Annotated in this window: 2 pseudogenes; both read left to right on the top strand. The window is 76.8% G+C overall.

Features of this window, described 5'->3' with window-relative positions:
- Window positions 1-11 precede the first annotated feature (11 nt).
- A pseudogene (locus ACWD4U_RS26125) lies at window positions 12-12,572 on the top strand (type I polyketide synthase); the annotation flags it as partial.
- 309 nt (window positions 12,573-12,881) lie between these two features.
- Window positions 12,882-17,621: pseudogene (locus tag ACWD4U_RS26120) on the top strand (SDR family NAD(P)-dependent oxidoreductase); the annotation flags it as partial.
- Between the last annotated feature and the right edge of the window lie 33 nt (window positions 17,622-17,654).

Genomic DNA, 17,654 nt, shown 5'->3' with positions numbered 1-17,654 from the left:
ACCTCAACAAGGTCGCCACCGAGCTGCACCAGACCCGCCAGCGGCTGCGCGACGCGGAGGCCAGGGCCGCCGAGTCCGCCGGCCCCGACGAGCCGATCGCCATCGTCGGCATGGCCTGCCGCTTCCCCGGCGGCGCCGACACCCCCGACGCGCTGTGGCGCCTGGTCGCCGACCAGCGCGACGTGATCGGCCCGTTCCCCGCGGACCGCGGCTGGGACCTCGACCACCTCTACGACCCCGACCCGGACACGCCCGGCCGCAGCTACGCCCGCGAGGGCGGATTCCTCTACGACGCCGGGGAGTTCGACGCCGCGTTCTTCGGCGTCTCGCCACGCGAGGCGCTGGCCGCCGAGCCCCAGCAGCGGCTGCTGCTGGAGACCGCCTGGGAGGCGCTGGAGGACGCCGCGATCGACCCGGCCGTGCTGCGCGGCACCCGCACCGGCGTGTTCGCCGGCGTGATCGCCCAGGAGTACGGCCCGAGCATGCACCACCTGCCCGCCGAGCAGACCGACGGGTACGTGCTCACCGGCACCACCACCTCCGTCGCCTCCGGCCGGATCGCCTACACGCTCGGCCTGGAGGGCCCGGCGGTGACCGTGGACACCGCCTGCTCCTCCTCGCTGGTGGCCGTCCACCTCGCCGCCCAGGCGCTGCGCGCCGGGGAGTGCTCGCTGGCGCTGGCCGGCGGCGCCACCGTGCTCTCGGCGCCCGGACTGTTCATCGAGTTCTCCCGGCAGCGCGGCCTGGCGCCCGACGGGCGCTGCAAGCCGTTCGCGGCCGCCGCGGACGGCACCGGCTGGGGCGAGGGCGCGGGCCTGCTGGTCCTGGAGCGGCTCTCCGACGCCGTGCGCAACGGCCACCGGGTGCTGGCGGTGGTCCGCGGCTCCGCGGTCAACCAGGACGGCCGCAGCAGCCAGCTCACCGCGCCCAGCGGGACCTCGCAGCAGCGGGTGATCCGGCAGGCGCTGGAGTCGGCGGGCCTCGGCGCGGCCGAGGTGGACGCGGTGGAGGCGCACGGCACCGGTACCCGGCTCGGCGACCCGATCGAGGCACAGGCGCTGCTCGCCACCTACGGGCAGGAGCGCACCGAGCCGCTGTGGCTGGGTTCGGTGAAGTCCAACATCGGGCACACCCAGGCGGCCGCGGGCGTGGCGGGCGTGATCAAGATGGTGCAGGCGATCCGGCACGGCGTGCTGCCGCGCACCCTGCACGTGGACGAGCCGTCCCCGCACGTGGACTGGGAGGCGGGAGCGGTCCGGCTGCTGACGGAGGCTCAGCCGTGGCCGGAGGCGGGCCGTCCGCGCCGGGCGGCGGTGTCGGCATTCGGCGTCTCCGGCACCAACGCGCACCTGATCATCGAGCAGGCCCCGGCCGAGGCGCCCGCGGCGCCCGCCGAGGCCGACCCGGTGCAGGCCCCGCCGGTGCTGCCGTTCGTGCTGTCCGCCCGCACCCCCGAGGCGCTGCGGGCGCAGGCCGCGCAGGTCGCCGACGCGCTCGCGCACGCCGACCCGTTCGACGCCGCCCACCAGCTGGCCCGCGGACGGGCCCACCTGGAGGAGCGGGCCGTCGCCGTGGGCACGCCGCAGGCGCTGCCCGCGTTCGACGACCCGGCGGTGGTCCGCGGCCGGGCCGGCACCCCCGGCAAGGTGGTCTTCGTCTTCCCCGGCCAGGGCTCCCAGTGGACCGGCATGGCCGCCGGACTGCTCGACACCGAACCGGTCTTCGCGGCCGCCCTGGAGGAGTGCGCAGCCGCCCTCGCCCCGCACACCGACTGGTCGCTGCTGGACGTGGTGCGCGGCCTGCCGGGCACCCCCGACCCGGACCGGGTGGACGTGGTCCAGCCCACCCTGTGGGCGGTCATGGTCGCCCTCGCCGACCTGTGGAAGGCGTACGGCGTACACCCCGACGCGGTGGTCGGCCACAGCCAGGGCGAGGTGGCCGCCGCCTACGTCGCCGGCGGGCTCACCCTGCCCGACGCGGCCCGGATCGTCGCCCGCCGGGCCCAGGCGCTCGCCACCCTCTCCGGGCGCGGCGGCATGCTGTCCGTGCCGCGCCCGCTCGCCGAGGTCGAGGCGCGGATCGCCGACCGGCCCGGCCGGCTGTCCATCGGCGTGGTCAACGGACCGGAGTCCACCGTGGTCTCCGGCGACCTCGACGCGCTGGCCGAACTCGCCGACTCCTACGGCGCCGAGGGCGTGCGGGTCCGCCCGGTCAACATCGACTACGCCTCGCACTCGGTGCAGACCGACGCGCTGCGCGCGGACCTGCTCGAGCTGCTCGCCCCGGTCCGCCCGCGGGCCGGCACCGTCCCGCTGCTGTCCACCGTCACCGGCGACTGGCAGGACACCGCCGGACTCGACGCCGGGTACTGGTTCCGCAACCTGCGGCAGACCGTCCGCTTCGAGCAGGCCACCCGGCGGCTCGCCGCCGACGGCCACACCGTCTTCGTCGAGATCAGCCCGCACCCCGTGCTCACCGGCGCGATCGAGGACACCCTCGCCGACGCCGGTCCGGCCGACCCCGTGGTCACCGGCTCGCTCCGCCGCGACCAGGGCGGCCGCGACCGCTGGCTCACCTCGGTCGCCGAACTGCACGTCCGCGGCGTCGCCGTCGACTGGACCCCCGCCTTCGCCGGCCGCACCCCGCGCCACGCCGACCTGCCCACCTACCCGTTCCAGCGGCAGCGGTACTGGCTCGACGCGACCCGCTCGCCCGAGCACCTGCTCGGCGGCGCGGCCGCCCCCGACGGCCGGTTCTGGGACCTGGTCGCCGACCGCGACGCGGGCCGGCTCGCCGAGGAGATCGGCGTCGACGGCGAACGCCTCGCCCCCGTGCTGCCCGCGCTCGCCACCTGGTGGGACCGACGGCGCGCCGCGAGCACTGCCGACGCCTGGCGCCACCGGGTGGTCTGGCGGCCGACCGCCGTCCCCAACACGCCCACCGCGCAAGGCAGCTGGCTGCTCGTCACCGCCCCGGAGCACGCCGACCACCCCTGGACGGCCGCCCTCGCCGGGGCGCTCACCGCCCTCGGCGCCCGCACCGCGGTGCTGCCCGTCACCGGCGACCGCGTGGAGCTCGCCGAGGCCCTGCGCGCCGCCGGCCCGCTCGCCGGCGTGGTCTCCCTGCTCGCCCTGCGGACCGGCGCCCACCCCGAGCACCCCGCCCTGCCCCACTGGTACGCGGACTCCGTCGCCCTCGCCCAGGCCCTGGACGACGCCGAGGCCCCCGCCCCGCTCTGGTACCTGACCCGCGGCGCGGTCGCCACCGCCACCTCCGACCCGGTCACCGACCCCGAGCAGGCCCTCGTCTGGGGCTTCGGCGCGATCCTCGCGGTCGAGCAGCCCGGCCTGCACGGCGGCCTGCTCGACCTGCCCGCCGAACCCGACGACCGGCTCTGGCAGCAGGCGGCCGCGCTGATCGCCGACGCGCGCGCGGACCGTGAGGTCGAGCTCGCGCTGCGCCCGGCCGGCGCGTTCGCCCGCCGCCTGGTCCCGGCCGCCCCGGCGGGCGAGGCCGCCGACCCCTGGCAGCCGCACGGCACCACCCTGATCACCGGCGGCACCGGCGCGCTCGGCGGCCACGTCGCCCGCTGGCTCGCCACCCGAGGCGCCGAGCACCTGCTGCTGGTGAGCCGGCGCGGCGCCGAGGCGCCCGGCGCCACCGAGCTGGCAGCCGAACTCGCCGGGCTCGGCGCCCGCGTCAGCTTCGCCGCCGCCGACGTCGCCGACCGCGACGCGCTGGCCGCCGTGCTCGCCGGCATCCCCGCGGACGCGCCGCTGACCGCGGTGGTGCACACCGCGGCCGCCCTGCACGACGACCTGATCCCCGGCCTGACCCCCGGACAGCTGGCGCAGGCCCTGCGGGCCAAGGTCGGTGCCGCCGCCCTGCTGCACGAGCTGACGGTCGGTCAGCAGCTCGACGCGTTCGTGCTGTTCTCCTCCGTCGCCGGACTGTGCGGCATCCCCGGCCAGGCCAACTACGCGCCCGGCAACGCCTACCTGGACGCCCTCGCCGACCACCGCCGGGCCGCCGGACTGCCCGCCACCTCCGTCGCCTGGGGCCACTGGGCCGGCGACGGCATCGCCGCCGACGGCGCCGAGCAGCAGCTGTACCGGCACGGCCTGGTCCCGCTCCCGCCGTCCGGCGCGGTCGAACTCCTCGGCCAGGCCCTGGACCACGGCGACACCCACCTGGTGGTCGTCGACGCGGACTGGTCGCGGCTCTACCACGGCCGCCGGCACCCGCTGGCCGCCGAACTGCTGCCCGCCGCCCAGGACTCCGCGCACCGGACCGCCCCGGCCGCCGACTCCGGCCTGCTCGAGCGGCTGGCCGCGCTGCCCGCGGCCGAGCGCCGCCGCAGCCTGCTCGGCGTGGTGCGGGCCGAGGCCGCCGCCGTGCAGCGGCACCGCTCGGTGGACGCGGTCGACCCGACCCGGGCCTTCCGCGAGCAGGGCTTCGACTCGCTCACCGCCGTCGAGTTCCGCAACCGCCTCGGCGCGGCCACCGGACGGCGGCTGCCCGCTACCGTGGTCTTCGACCACCCGACCCCCGCCGCGCTCAGCGACTGGCTGGCCGACGAGCTGTGGGGCGCGCAGCCGGGACCGGACGAGGCGGCGACGGTGCTCGCGGCCGCGGACGACGACCCGGTCGTCATCGTCGGCATGGCCTGCCGCTACCCCGGCGGGGCCGGTTCGCCCGAGGACCTGTGGCAGCTTGTCCACGACGGCGTCGACGCGCTCACCGAGTTCCCCGCCGACCGCGGCTGGGACCTCGCCAACCTGTACAGCCCCGACCCGGACCGGCCCGGCACCTCCTACGCCCGGCACGGCGGATTCCTCGACGCCATCGGCGACTTCGACGCCGAGTTCTTCGGCATACCGCCGCGCGAGGCCCCCGCCGTCGACCCGCAGCAGCGCCTGCTGCTGGAGACCGCCTGGGAGGTGTTCGAGCGCGCCGGGATCGACCCGACCGCGCTGCGCGGCAGCCGCACCGGCGTCTTCGCGGGCATCTCCGGCCGCGACTACGCCACCGGCGTCCGGCAGGCCCCCGAGGAGCTGGAGGCCTACCTCGGAATCGGCAACGCGGGCAGCGTCGCCTCGGGCCGGATCTCGTACACCTTCGGGTTCGAGGGGCCGGCGGTGACCGTGGACACCGCGTGCTCGTCCTCACTGGTCGCGCTGCACCTGGCGGCGCAGTCGCTGCGCTCCGGGGAGAGCGACCTCGCGCTGGCCGGCGGCGTGCTGCTGATGACCACCCCGACCACCTTCGTCGAGTTCTCCCGGCAGCGGGCGATGTCGCCCGACGGGCGCTGCAAGGCGTTCGCGGCCTCCGCGGACGGCACCGGCTGGGCGGAGGGCGCCGGCGTGCTCCTGCTGGAGCGGCTCTCCGACGCCCGCCGCCACGGCCACCGGGTGCTGGCGGTGGTCCGGGGCAGTGCGGTCAACCAGGACGGCGCGTCCAACGGCCTGACCGCCCCGAGCGGGCCGTCGCAGCAGCGGGTGATCCGGGCCGCGCTCGCCAACGCGGGTCTGACGGCCCGTGAGGTCGACGCGGTCGAGGCGCACGGCACCGGCACCACGCTGGGCGACCCGATCGAGGCGCAGGCGCTGCTCGCGACCTACGGGCAGGACCGCGACCACCCGCTGTGGCTGGGCTCGGTGAAGTCCAACATCGGGCACACCCAGGCCGCGGCGGGCGTGGCGGGCGTGATCAAGATGGTGCAGGCGATCGAGCACGGCGTGCTGCCGCGCACCCTGCACGTGGACGAGCCGTCCCCGCACGTGGACTGGGAGGCGGGCGCGGTCCGGCTGTTGACGGAGGCTCAGGACTGGCCCGCGGTGGACCGTCCGCGCCGGGTCGGCGTCTCGGCGTTCGGCGTGTCCGGCACCAACGCGCACGTGATCATCGAGCAGGCCCCGGCCGAGGAGCCCGCGGCGCCCGCCGAGGCCCCGCCGGTACTGCCGTTCGTGCTCTCCGCCCGCACCCCGGAGGCGCTGCGGGCGCAGGCCGCGCAGGTCGCCGACCTCGCGGAGCGGGCCGATCCGCCGGCCCTGGCGCAGGCGCTGGCCGTGTCGCGGGCGCACCTGGAGGAGCGGGCGGTGGTCCTCGGCGACCCGGCCGCGCTGCGGACCTTCGACGGACCCGCCGTGGTCCGCGGCACCGCCGGCTCCGGCGGCCTGGCCTTCCTGTTCTCCGGTCAGGGGAGTCAGCGGGTGGGGATGGGTCGTCAGTTGTACGGCGCCTTCCCGGTGTTCGCGTCGGCGTTCGATGCGGTGGAGCGGGCGTTGGGGTTCCCGGTGGGTGAGGTGATCGCGACGGGCGAGGGTCTGGATGACACGGGGTGGACGCAGCCGGCGTTGTTCGCGGTGGAGGTGGCGCTGTTCCGGTTGTTCGAGTCGTGGGGGGTGCGGCCGGACTTCGTGGCGGGGCACTCGATCGGTGAGGTGGCGGCGGCGCATGTGGCGGGTGTGCTGTCGTTGGAGGACGCGGCGCGGTTGGTGGTGGCGCGCGGCCGGTTGATGCAGGCGCTGCCCGGCGGCGGCGCGATGGTCGCCGTCGAGGCCACCGAACAGGAGGTCACCGTCGTCCTGCGCCCGGGGGCGGAGATCGCGGCGGTCAACGGGCCGCGCTCGGTGGTGGTGTCCGGCGACGAGGAGGCGGTGCTCGCGGTCGCGGCCCGGTTCCCGGACCGGCGGACCCGGCGCCTGCGGGTCAGCCACGCCTTCCACTCCGCCCACATGAACGGGATGCTGCCCGCGTTCGAGGCCGTGCTCGCGACGCTGACCTTCCACGCCCCCGAGCTGCCGGTGGTCTCGAACCTGACGGGCCGTCCGGCCATGGCCGCGGAACTCACCGACCCCGACTACTGGGTGCGGCAGGTCCGCGAGGCGGTCCGGTTCGCCGACGTCGTCGACACACTGGCGGCCGAGGGCGTCACCGGGTTCCTGGAGCTCGGCCCGGACGGCACCTTGGCCGGCCTGGTCGGGCGTGCGATCGACGGCGCGGTGACGGCGGCGGCGCTGCGCCGCGACCGTGACGAGGCGCAGGCCGTGCTGACCGCCCTGGCCCGCCTGCACGTCCACGGCCACCACGTCGACTGGACTGCCCTGTTCGGCGGCGCCCGCCGCCCGCTGGTCGACCTGCCTACCTACCCGTTCCAGCGCCGCCGCTACTGGCTGGACGCCGACGCGGCCGCCGCGGACGCGGGCGGCCTCGGACTCGGCACGGTGCGCCACCCGATCCTCACCGCGGCCCTCACCCCGGCGGGCACCGGCGGCGTCCTGCTCACCGGACGGCTGTCGCTCGCCACCCACCCGTGGCTCGCCGACCACGTCGCCCACGGCACGGCCATCGCGCCCGGCGCGGCCCTGGTCGAGCTGGTGATCCGGGCGGGCGACGAGGTCGGGGCGGGCGTGCTCGACGAACTCGTCGTCGAGGCCCCGCTGGTGCTGCCGGAGCACGGCGCGCTGCAGGTGCAGGTGGCGGTCGGCGAGGTCGACCCGCAGGGCCTGCGCAGCGTCGCCGTCCACTCCCGGACCGGCACGGACCCGGACTGGACCCGGCATGCCACCGGCCGGCTCGCCGAGGCCGCCGCGGCCCCGTCGGCGCACGAGGACGAGCCGCTGCCGGCCGACGCCGAGGAGATCCCCGCCGAGGAGGCCTACGAGCTGCTCGCCGCCGTCGGGCTGGCCTACGGGCCCGCCTTCCGCGGCCTGCGGTCCGTCCGCCGCTCCGGTGCGGTGCTGACCGCGGAGGCCGTCCTGCCCGCCGAACTCGCCGCGGACGCCGCCCGGTTCGGCATCCATCCGGCGCTGCTCGACGCCGCCGCCCAGCTGCCAGCCCTGCACGGCGGGCCGGCCGCCGGCCGTCGCCTGCCGTTCGCCTACCGCGGCGTCACCCTGCACGCGACCGCCGCCACCGAGCTGCGGATCCGGGTGACCGCCACCGGTCCCGACCAGTACGCCCTGCGGGCCGACGACCCGGACGGCCGTCCGGTGGTGTCGATCGACGCCCTGGTCACCCGGCCGGTGGCCGACACCTCCGCCGCGTCCTCGGTCGGCCGGGACTCCCTCTTCACCGTCGACTGGGCGCAGGTGCCGGTCGGCTCGTCGGCGGGGGAGCAGTTCGAGGAGCTGCGGGTCGAGGGGTGGTCGTTGGCGGAGGTGCTGACGGGTGTTCAGGAGTGGCTGTCGGCACACGAGTCGGGACGGCTGGCCGTGGTGACCCGGGGTGCGGTGGGGGAGTCGCCGGAGTTGGCGGCCGCGCCGGTGTGGGGTCTGCTGCGCTCGGCGCAGTCGGAGCACCCGGATCGGCTGGTGCTGGTGGATACGGACGGGTCGTCGGCGTCGGAGGAGGTGCTGGCCGCCGCGGTCGCCACGGGTGAGCCCCAACTCGCCCTGCACGAGGGTGTGGTGACGGTGCCGCGGCTGGTGCGCGCGGTCCGCCCTGCGGACGCTGCGGCGCCCGGCTGGGATCCGGATGGCACGGTGCTGATCACCGGTGGGACGGGTGTGCTGGGCGCGTTGCTGGCCCGGCACCTGGTGGCCGAGCGCGGTGTGCGGCGCCTGCTGCTGCTGTCCCGTCGCGGTGCGGACGCGCCGGGCGCGGCGGAGTTGCGGGCGGAGCTGGAGGCGGCGGGCGCGAGCGTCACGCTCGCAGCCGTGGACGTGGCCGACCGGGCCGCGCTGGCGGCGGTGATCGCCGCGGTTCCGGCCGCGCACCCGCTGACCGCGGTGGTGCACACCGCCGGTGTGGTCGACGACGGCGTCTTCACCTCGCTCACGCCCGAGCGGCTGGCCGCGGTGTGGGAGCCGAAGGCCGAAGCCGCCCGCCATCTGCACGAACTGACGCGTGGTCACGACCTCGCCGCGTTCGTCCTGTACTCCTCCGTCGCGGGCGTACTGGGCTCGTCCGGCCAGGCGAGCTACGCGGCCGCCAACACCTACCTGGACGCGCTCGCCGCGCACCGCCGTGCGATCGGCCTGCCCGCCCAGTCCCTGGCCTGGGGCCAGTGGGCCGAGGCCAGCGGCATCACCGGCCACCTGACGGCCACCGACCACGCCCGCCTCGCCCGGTTCGGCATCCGCCCGATCGGCAGCGCCGAGGGGATGGAACTCTTCGACGCCGCAGCGGAGTTCGACGTGGCCGCAGTGGTCCCGGCCCCGCTCGACCTGGCCGCCCTGGCCGGCCGCCCGGTGCCCACGCTGCTGCGCGGCCTGGTCCGCCCCGCCCGCCGGGCGGCCGGCGCCGGCCCCGCCGCCGACGCGGGCCTGGCCCGGCGGCTCGCCGCGCTGCCCGACTCCGCCGAGCGCCGTGCCGAGGTGCTGCGGCTGGTCCGCGCCGAGGTGGCGGCCGTCCTGGGCGGCGACGCCGAGACGGTCGGCGCCGCCCGCGCCTTCACCAGCCTCGGACTGGACTCGCTCACCGCCGTCGAACTGCGCAACCGGCTGACCGCCGCCACCGGCCTGCGGCTGTCGGCGACGCTGGTGTTCGACCACCCCAACCCCGGCGCCCTCGCCGACCACCTGCTCGCCGAACTGGTCGGCGTCGCCGAGGTGCAGGCCCCACTGCCGGTCGCCGCGGCGCCGCGCGCCGACGAGCCGATCGCGATCGTCGGCATGGCCTGCCGCCTGCCCGGCGGGGTCACCAGCCCCGACGAGCTGTGGCGGCTGGTCGCCGAAGGCCGCGACGCCATCGGCGAGTTCCCCGACGACCGGGGCTGGGACCTGGAGTCCCTGTACTCGCCGGACCCGGACAGCCCCGGCACCTCGTACACCCGGCACGGCGGATTCCTCGACCGGGCCGCCGAGTTCGACGCCGCCTTCTTCGGCATCTCGCCGCGCGAGGCGCTCGCCACCGACCCGCAGCAGCGGCTGCTGCTGGAGGCGGGCTGGGAGGCGATGGAGGACGCCGGGATCGACCCGGCGGCGCTGCGCGGCAGCCGCACCGGCGTGTTCGCCGGCGTGATGTACCACGACTACGCGCCCCGGGTCCGCGAGGTCCCGGCCGAGCTGGAGGGCTGGCTCGGCAACGGCACGGCGGGCAGCGTGGCGTCCGGCCGGATCTCGTACACCTTCGGGTTCGAGGGGCCGGCGGTGACGGTGGACACCGCGTGCTCCTCGTCGCTGGTCGCGCTGCACCTGGCGGCGCAGTCGCTGCGCTCCGGCGAGTGCGACCTGGCGCTCGCGGGCGGCGTCGCGGTGATGTCCACCCCGACCACCTTCGTCGAGTTCTCCCGCCAGCGCGCCCTGTCGGCGGACGGCCGCTGCAAGGCGTACGCCGGGGCCGCCGACGGCACCGGATGGGGCGAGGGCGTCGGACTGCTGCTCGTCGAGCGGCTCTCCGACGCGCTCCGCAACGGGCACCGGGTGCTGGCGGTGGTCCGCGGCAGCGCGGTCAACCAGGACGGCGCGTCCAACGGCCTGACCGCCCCGAGCGGGCCGTCGCAGCAGCGGGTGATCCGGCAGGCGCTGGCCGCCGCCGGCCTCTCCACCGCCGAGGTGGACGCCGTCGAGGGCCACGGCACGGGGACGCGGCTCGGCGACCCGATCGAGGCGCAGGCGCTGCTCGCCACGTACGGCCAGGAGCGCGAGGAGCCGCTCTGGCTCGGCTCGTTGAAGTCGAACATCGGCCACACCCAGGCCGCCGCCGGCGCCGCGGGTGTGATCAAGATGGTGCAGGCGATCCGGCACGGGGTGCTGCCGCGCACCCTGCACGTGGACGAGCCGTCCCCGTACGTGGACTGGGAGGCGGGCGCGGTCCGGCTGCTGACGGAGGCTCAGGACTGGCCCGAGAGCGGGCGTCCGCGCCGCGCCGGGGTGTCCTCGTTCGGCGTCTCCGGCACCAACGCGCACGTGATCATCGAGCAGGCCCCGGCCGAACGGCCGCAGCCCGGCCGCGGACCGACCCCGCCGGCCGTCCCGTTCGCGGTGTCCGCCCGGAGCGGACAGGCCCTGCGGGCCCAGGCCGGACGGATCGCCGAGCTGCTGGACGGCGGCGCCGAACCGGTGGACGTCGCGCACGCCCTGGCCGCCACCCGCGGCGTGCTCGAGGAGCGGGCCGTGTCGGTCGGCGGAGCCCAGGCGCTGCACGCGCTCGCGGCCGGCGACTCCTCGCCGACTGCGGTCCGCGGCACCGCGGACGTCACCGGGCGAACGGTGTTCGTGTTCCCCGGCCAGGGCTCGCAGTGGGCCGGCATGGCGCTCGAACTCCTCGACACCGCACCGGTGTTCGCCGCCCGGATCGGCGAGTGCGCGGTCGCCCTCGCCCCGCACACCGACTGGTCGCTGCTGGACGTGCTGCGCGGCACCCCGGGCGCGCCCGGACTCGACCGGGTCGACGTGGTGCAGCCCGTGCTGTGGGCGGTGATGGTCTCGCTCGCCGAACTCTGGCGCGCGCACGGCGTCCACCCCGACGCGGTGGTCGGCCACAGCCAGGGCGAGATCGCCGCCGCCGTGGTGGCGGGCGGCCTCACCCTGGAGGACGGCGCCCGGGTGGTCGCGCTGCGCAGCCGCGCGATCCTCGCCCTGTCCGGACGCGGCGGCATGGCCTCGGTCGCGCTCCCCGCCGCCCGCGTCGCGGACGACCTCGCCCCGTGGGCCGACCGGCTGTCCGTCGCCGTGGTCAACGGACCGTCGGCGACGGTCGTCTCGGGCGAACCCGGCGCGCTGGCCGAGCTGGTCGCCCGCTACCAGGCGGAGGAGGTCAGGGCCCGGCTCATCCCGGTCGACTACGCCTCGCACTCCGCCCAGGTCGACGAGCTGCGCGAGGAGTTGCTCGAGCTGCTCGCCCCGGTCCGTCCGCGGGCCGGCACCGTCCCGCTGCTGTCCACCGTCACCGGCGACTGGCAGGACACCGCCGGACTCGACGCCGGGTACTGGGCCGCCAACCTGCGCGAGACCGTGCGGTTCGAGGACGCCACCCGGGCCCTCGCCGAACAGGGCCACAGTGTCTTCGTCGAGGTCAGCCCGCACGCGGTGCTGGCGGTACCGCTCCAGGAGACCCTGGAGTCGGCCGGCCTGGCCCGGCGCAGCGCGGTGGCCGGCACGCTCCGGCGCGACCACGGCGGACTCGACCGGTTCCTGCTCTCCGCCGCCGAGTTGTGGGTGCGCGGCACCGACGTCCGGTGGACGGCCGCGGTGGCCGGCGCCCGGCCCCGCCCGGTCGCCCTGCCCACCTACCCGTTCCAGCGGCAGCGCTACTGGCTGGAGGCGACCGTCTCCAACAGCACCGTCACCGTCCCGGCCGCCCCGCAGGCCGGCCCCGCCGACGAGCAGGCGCCGTGGCTCGCCCGGCTCACCGCGCTCGACGACGCGGCCGCCCGCGAAGCGCTGCTGCTCGACCTGGTCCGCCGGGAGTCCGCGGCGGTGCTCGGCCACGAGGACACCACCGGCGTCACCCCGGACCGGGCCTTCCGCGAACTCGGGCTCAGCTCGCTGACCGCGGTCGAACTGCGCAACCGGATCAGCGCCGGCACCGGCCTCGACCTGCCCGCCACGCTGGTCTTCGACCACCCGAGCCCGGCCGCCCTCGCCGCCCACCTGCTGGCCGAACTCCCGCTCGCCGGCGGCGACCGGCCGCTCGACGCCCTGGAGTCGCTGGCCGCCCTGGAGCGCGCCCTCGCCGGTCCCGCCGCACCCGCCGAACTCGACCGGGGATCGGTGCTCGCCCGGCTGCGCGCCCTGGTCGACCGGTGGGAGGTCGAGGGCGAGCTCGACGAAGGCGGCGACTTCGACTTCGAGAACGCCACCGACGAGGAGCTGTTCCAGCTGGTCGAACGCAACTCCGACGCCCACTGACCCCACCGAGCCGCACCGGCCCGCCGGCACCCGAACCACCCGAACTCCGCGACGCGAGAGGCACCGATGTCCAACGACCAGAAGCTCAGGGACTACCTGAAGCGCGCCCTGGCCGACGCCCAGAAGGCCAACCGGCGACTCCAGGAAGTGGAGAACGCCAAGCGCGAGCCGATTGCCATCATCGGCATGGCCTGCCGGCTGCCGGGCGGCGTCGCGTCCCCCGAGGACCTGTGGCGGCTCGTCACCGAAGGCGGCGACGCCATCACGGGCTTCCCCGACGACCGCGGCTGGGACCTGGACGCGCTCTACCACCCCGACCCGGACCACCCCGGCACCTCCTACACCCGGCACGGCGGTTTCCTGGACACCACCGCCGACTTCGACGCCGAGTTCTTCGGCATCTCGCCGCGCGAGGCGCTCGCCACCGACCCGCAGCACCGCCTGCTGTTGGAGAGCGCCTGGGAGGTGTTCGAGCGCGCCGGGATCGACCCGACCGCGCTGCGCGGCAGCCGCACCGCGGTCTTCGCGGGCATCGCCGGCGGCGACTACACCCCGCGGCTGCACGACGCGCCCGGCGAACTCGAGGGCTACCTCGGCATCGGCGGCCTGGACAGCGTCGCCTCGGGCCGGATCTCGTACACCTTCGGGTTCGAGGGTCCGGCGGTGACGGTGGACACCGCGTGCTCGTCGTCGCTGGTCGCGCTGCACCTGGCGGCGCAGTCGCTGCGCTCCGGCGAGAGCGACCTCGCACTGGCCGGCGGCGTCAGCGTGATGGCCACCGCGCAGGGCTTCGTGGAGTTCGCCCGCCAGCGCGGGCTCTCCGCCGACGGGCGCTGCAAGGCGTTCGCGGCCGCCGCGGACGGCACCGGCTGGGCCGAGGGCGTCGCCCTGCTGCTGGTCGAACGGCTCTCCGACGCCCGCCGCCACGGCCACCCGGTGCTCGCGGTGCTGCGGGGTTCGGCCGTCAACCAGGACGGCGCGTCCAACGGCCTCACCGCCCCCAGCGGGCCCGCCCAGCAGCGGGTGATCCGGCAGGCGCTGGCCGGCGCCCGGCTCGCCCCGGCCGACGTGCACGCCGTCGAGGCGCACGGCACGGGGACGCGGCTGGGCGACCCGATCGAGGCGCAGGCACTGCTCGCGACCTACGGCCAGGAACGCGAGGAGCCGCTCTGGCTCGGCTCGTTGAAGTCCAACATCGGGCACACCCAGGCCGCAGCGGGCGTGGCGGGCGTGATCAAGTCGGTGCAGGCGATCCGGCACGGCGTCCTGCCGCGCACCCTGCACGCCGAGGAGGCCACCCCGTACGTCGACTGGACCTCCGGGCGGGTCGAACTCCTCACCGAGCAGCGGGAGTGGCCCGCCACCGACGGCCCCCGCCGGGTCGGCGTCTCGGCGTTCGGCGCCAGCGGCACCAACGCGCACGTGATCATCGAGCAGGCCCCGACCGAGGAGCCCGCCGCCGAGGCCGACCCCGTGCAGGCTCCGCCGGTGCTGCCGTTCGTGGTGTCGGCGCGCTCCCCGGAGGCGCTGCGGGCGCAGGCCGCGCAGGTCGCCGAGCTCGCGGAGCGGGCCGATCCGCTGGCGCTCGCCCGGGCGCTGGCCGTCTCGCGGGCGCATCTGGAGGAGCGGGCGGTGGTCCTTGGTGACCCGGCCGCGCTGCGCGTCCTGGAGGGGCCCGGCGCGGTCACCGGCAGCACCCTGGGCACCGGCCGACTCGCCCTGCTCTTCTCCGGTCAGGGGAGTCAGCGGGTGGGGATGGGGCGTCAGTTGTACGGGGCGTTCCCGGTGTTCGCGTCGGCGTTCGATGCGGTGGAGCGGGCGTTGGGGTTGCCGGTGGGTGAGGTGATCGCGACGGGTGCGGGGCTGGACGAGACGGGGTGGACGCAGCCGGCGTTGTTCGCGGTGGAGGTGGCGCTGTTCCGGTTGTTCGAGTCGTGGGGTGTGCGGCCGGACTTCGTGGCGGGGCATTCGATCGGTGAGGTGGCGGCTGCGCATGTGGCGGGTGTGCTGTCGTTGGAGGACGCGGCGCGGTTGGTGGTGGCGCGCGGCCGGCTGATGCAGGCGCTGCCGGGCGGCGGCGCGATGCTCGCCGTCGAGGCCACCGAGGCCGAACTCCTGCCGCTGCTGGGCGAGTCGGTCGCCCTCGCGGCGGTCAACGGGCCGCGCTCGGTGGTGGTGTCCGGCGACGAGGAGGCGGTGCTCGCGGTCGCGGCCCGGTTCCCGGACCGGCGGACCCGGCGGCTCCAGGTCAGCCACGCCTTCCACTCCGCCCACATGGACGGGATGCTGGAGGACTTCCGCAAGGTCGCGGAGTCCCTCGCCTACCGCACCCCGACCGTCCCCGTGGTGTCGACCGCGACCGGCCGCACCGCGACCACGGAACTCACCGACCCCGCCTACTGGGTGCGGCAGGTCCGCGAGGCGGTCCGGTTCGCCGACGCCGTCGACACGCTGGCCGCCGAAGGCGTCACCACGTACCTGGAACTCGGCCCGGACGGCACCCTCGCCGCCCTGGTCGGGCGTGCGATCGACGGCGCGGTGACGGCGGCGGCGCTGCGCCGCGACCGCGACGAGGCGCAGACCGTGCTGACCGCCCTGGCCCGCCTGCACGTCCACGGCCACCGCGTCGACTGGACCGCGGTCCTCGGCACCGACACCCCGCCGACCGGCGTCGAGCTGCCGACCTACCCGTTCCAGCGCCGCCGGTACTGGCTGGAGCCCGCCGCCCGGGCCGCCGACGCCGCCGGCCTCGGCCTCGCCGACCCCGGGCACCCGCTGCTCGGCGCGGCCCAGCGGCTGCCCGACGGCGGCGGCGCGCTGCTCACCGGACGGCTGTCGCTCGCCACCCACCCGTGGCTCGCCGACCACCGCGTCCAGGGCACCGTGATCGTCCCCGGCACCGCGCTACTGGAACTCGCGATCCGGGCGGGCGACGAGGTCGGGGCGGGCGTGCTCGACGAACTCGTCGTCGAGGCCCCGCTGGTGCTGCCCGATCACGGTGCCGTCCACGTCCAGGTGACGGTGCGGGAGCCCGACGACACCGGCGCCCGTTCGGTCGCCGTGCACTCCCGCCCGGCCGGTGGCGACCCGGAGTGGACCCGGCACGCCTCCGGCATCCTGCTCGGCGAACCGCCCGCCCCCGGAACGCCGTTGGCCGCCTGGCCGCCGCCGGGCGCCGAGCCCCTGGCCGTCGACGGGCTGTACGACGACCTCGACGCCGCCGGGCTGGCCTACGGGCCCGCCTTCCGCGGCGTGCAGGCCGCCTGGCGGGACGGCGACACCTTCTACGCCGAGGTCGCGCTGCCCGCCGAACACCGCGACCAGGCCGCCCGGTTCGGCCTGCACCCGGCTCTGCTGGACGCCGCCGTCCACGTCACCGCCCACCACGGCCTCGCCGACACGCCGCCCGGCCACAGCCGGCTGCCGTTCGCGTACACCGGCGTGCGGCTGCACGCGACCGGCGCGCACACCCTGCGGGTCCGGCTGCGGTTCACCGGCCCGGAGGCGATCTCCGTCGACGTCGCCGACGCGGACGGCGCGCCCGTCGCCTCCGTCGAGGCGCTGCGCGCCCGCCTGGTCGCCGCCGAACAGCTCACCCCGCAGGACGCCCGCGACCGCGACGCACTGTTCGCACTCGACTGGCCGCAGGTGCCGGTCGGCGCGTCGGCGGGGGAGCCGTTCGAGGAGTTGCGGGTCGAGGGACGGTCGTTGGCTGAGGTGCTGACGGGTGTTCAGGAGTGGTTGTCGGCGCACGAGTCGGGACGGCTGGTCGTGGTGACGCGGGGTGCGGTGGGGGAGTCGCCGGAGTTGGCGGCGGCGCCGGTGTGGGGTCTGCTGCGCTCGGCGCAGTCGGAGCACCCGGATCGGCTGGTGCTGGTGGATACGGACGGGACGGTCGCGTCGGAGCAGGTGCTGGCCGCCGCGGTCGCCACGGGCGAGCCTCAACTCGCCCTGGACGAGGGCGTGGTGAGGGTGCCGCGGCTGGTGCGCGCGGTCCGCCCGGCGGACGCTGCGGCGCCGGCTTGGAACCCCGACGGTACGGTGCTGATCACCGGTGGGACGGGCGTGCTGGGCGGTCTGTTGGCCCGGCACCTGGTGGCGGAGCGCGGTGTGCGGCACCTGCTGCTGCTCTCCCGCCGTGGCACGGACGCGCCGGGCGCGGCGGAGCTGCGGGCGGAGCTGGAGAACCTCGGGGCGACGGTGGCGGTCGCGGCCGTGGACGTGGCCGACCGTGCTGCGCTGGCGGCGGTGATCGCAGACGTTCCGGCCGGGCATCCGCTGACCGCGGTGGTGCACACCGCGGGCGTGGTGGACGACGGCGTGTTCACCTCGCTCACGCCCGAGCGGCTGGCCGGGGTGTGGGAGCCGAAGGCCGAAGCCGCCCGCCACCTGCACGAACTGACGCGGGGTCACGACCTCGCCGCGTTCGTGCTGTACTCCTCCGTCGCCGCCGTCCTCGGCGGCCCCGGCCAGGCGAGCTACGCGGCCGCCAACACCTACCTGGACGCGCTCGCCGCGCACCGCCGTGCGATCGGCCTGCCCGCCCAGTCCCTGGCCTGGGGCCAGTGGGCCGAGGCCAGCGGTGTGACCGCCCACCTGACCGAGGCGGACCGGAGACGGGCCGCCCGGGCGGGCCTGCGGGCGATCACCGCCGACCGTGGCGCGGCGCTGTTCGACGCGGCCGCCCGGAGCGGCGCGCCCTACCTGGTGGCCGCACCGCTGGACCTCGCGGCGCTCCGGGCCCAGCCCGAACTCCCGGTCCTGCTGCGGAGCCTGGTCCCGGCCGCCCGCCGGGCGGGCGCGGCCCGCGGGGCCGTTCTGTAGTTCACACGGCTGTTCTACCGTCACACAACCCGA

It is taken from the genome of Kitasatospora sp. NPDC002522, assembly GCF_053595195.1.
This window is presented reverse-complemented; position numbering and strand designations above follow the sequence as displayed.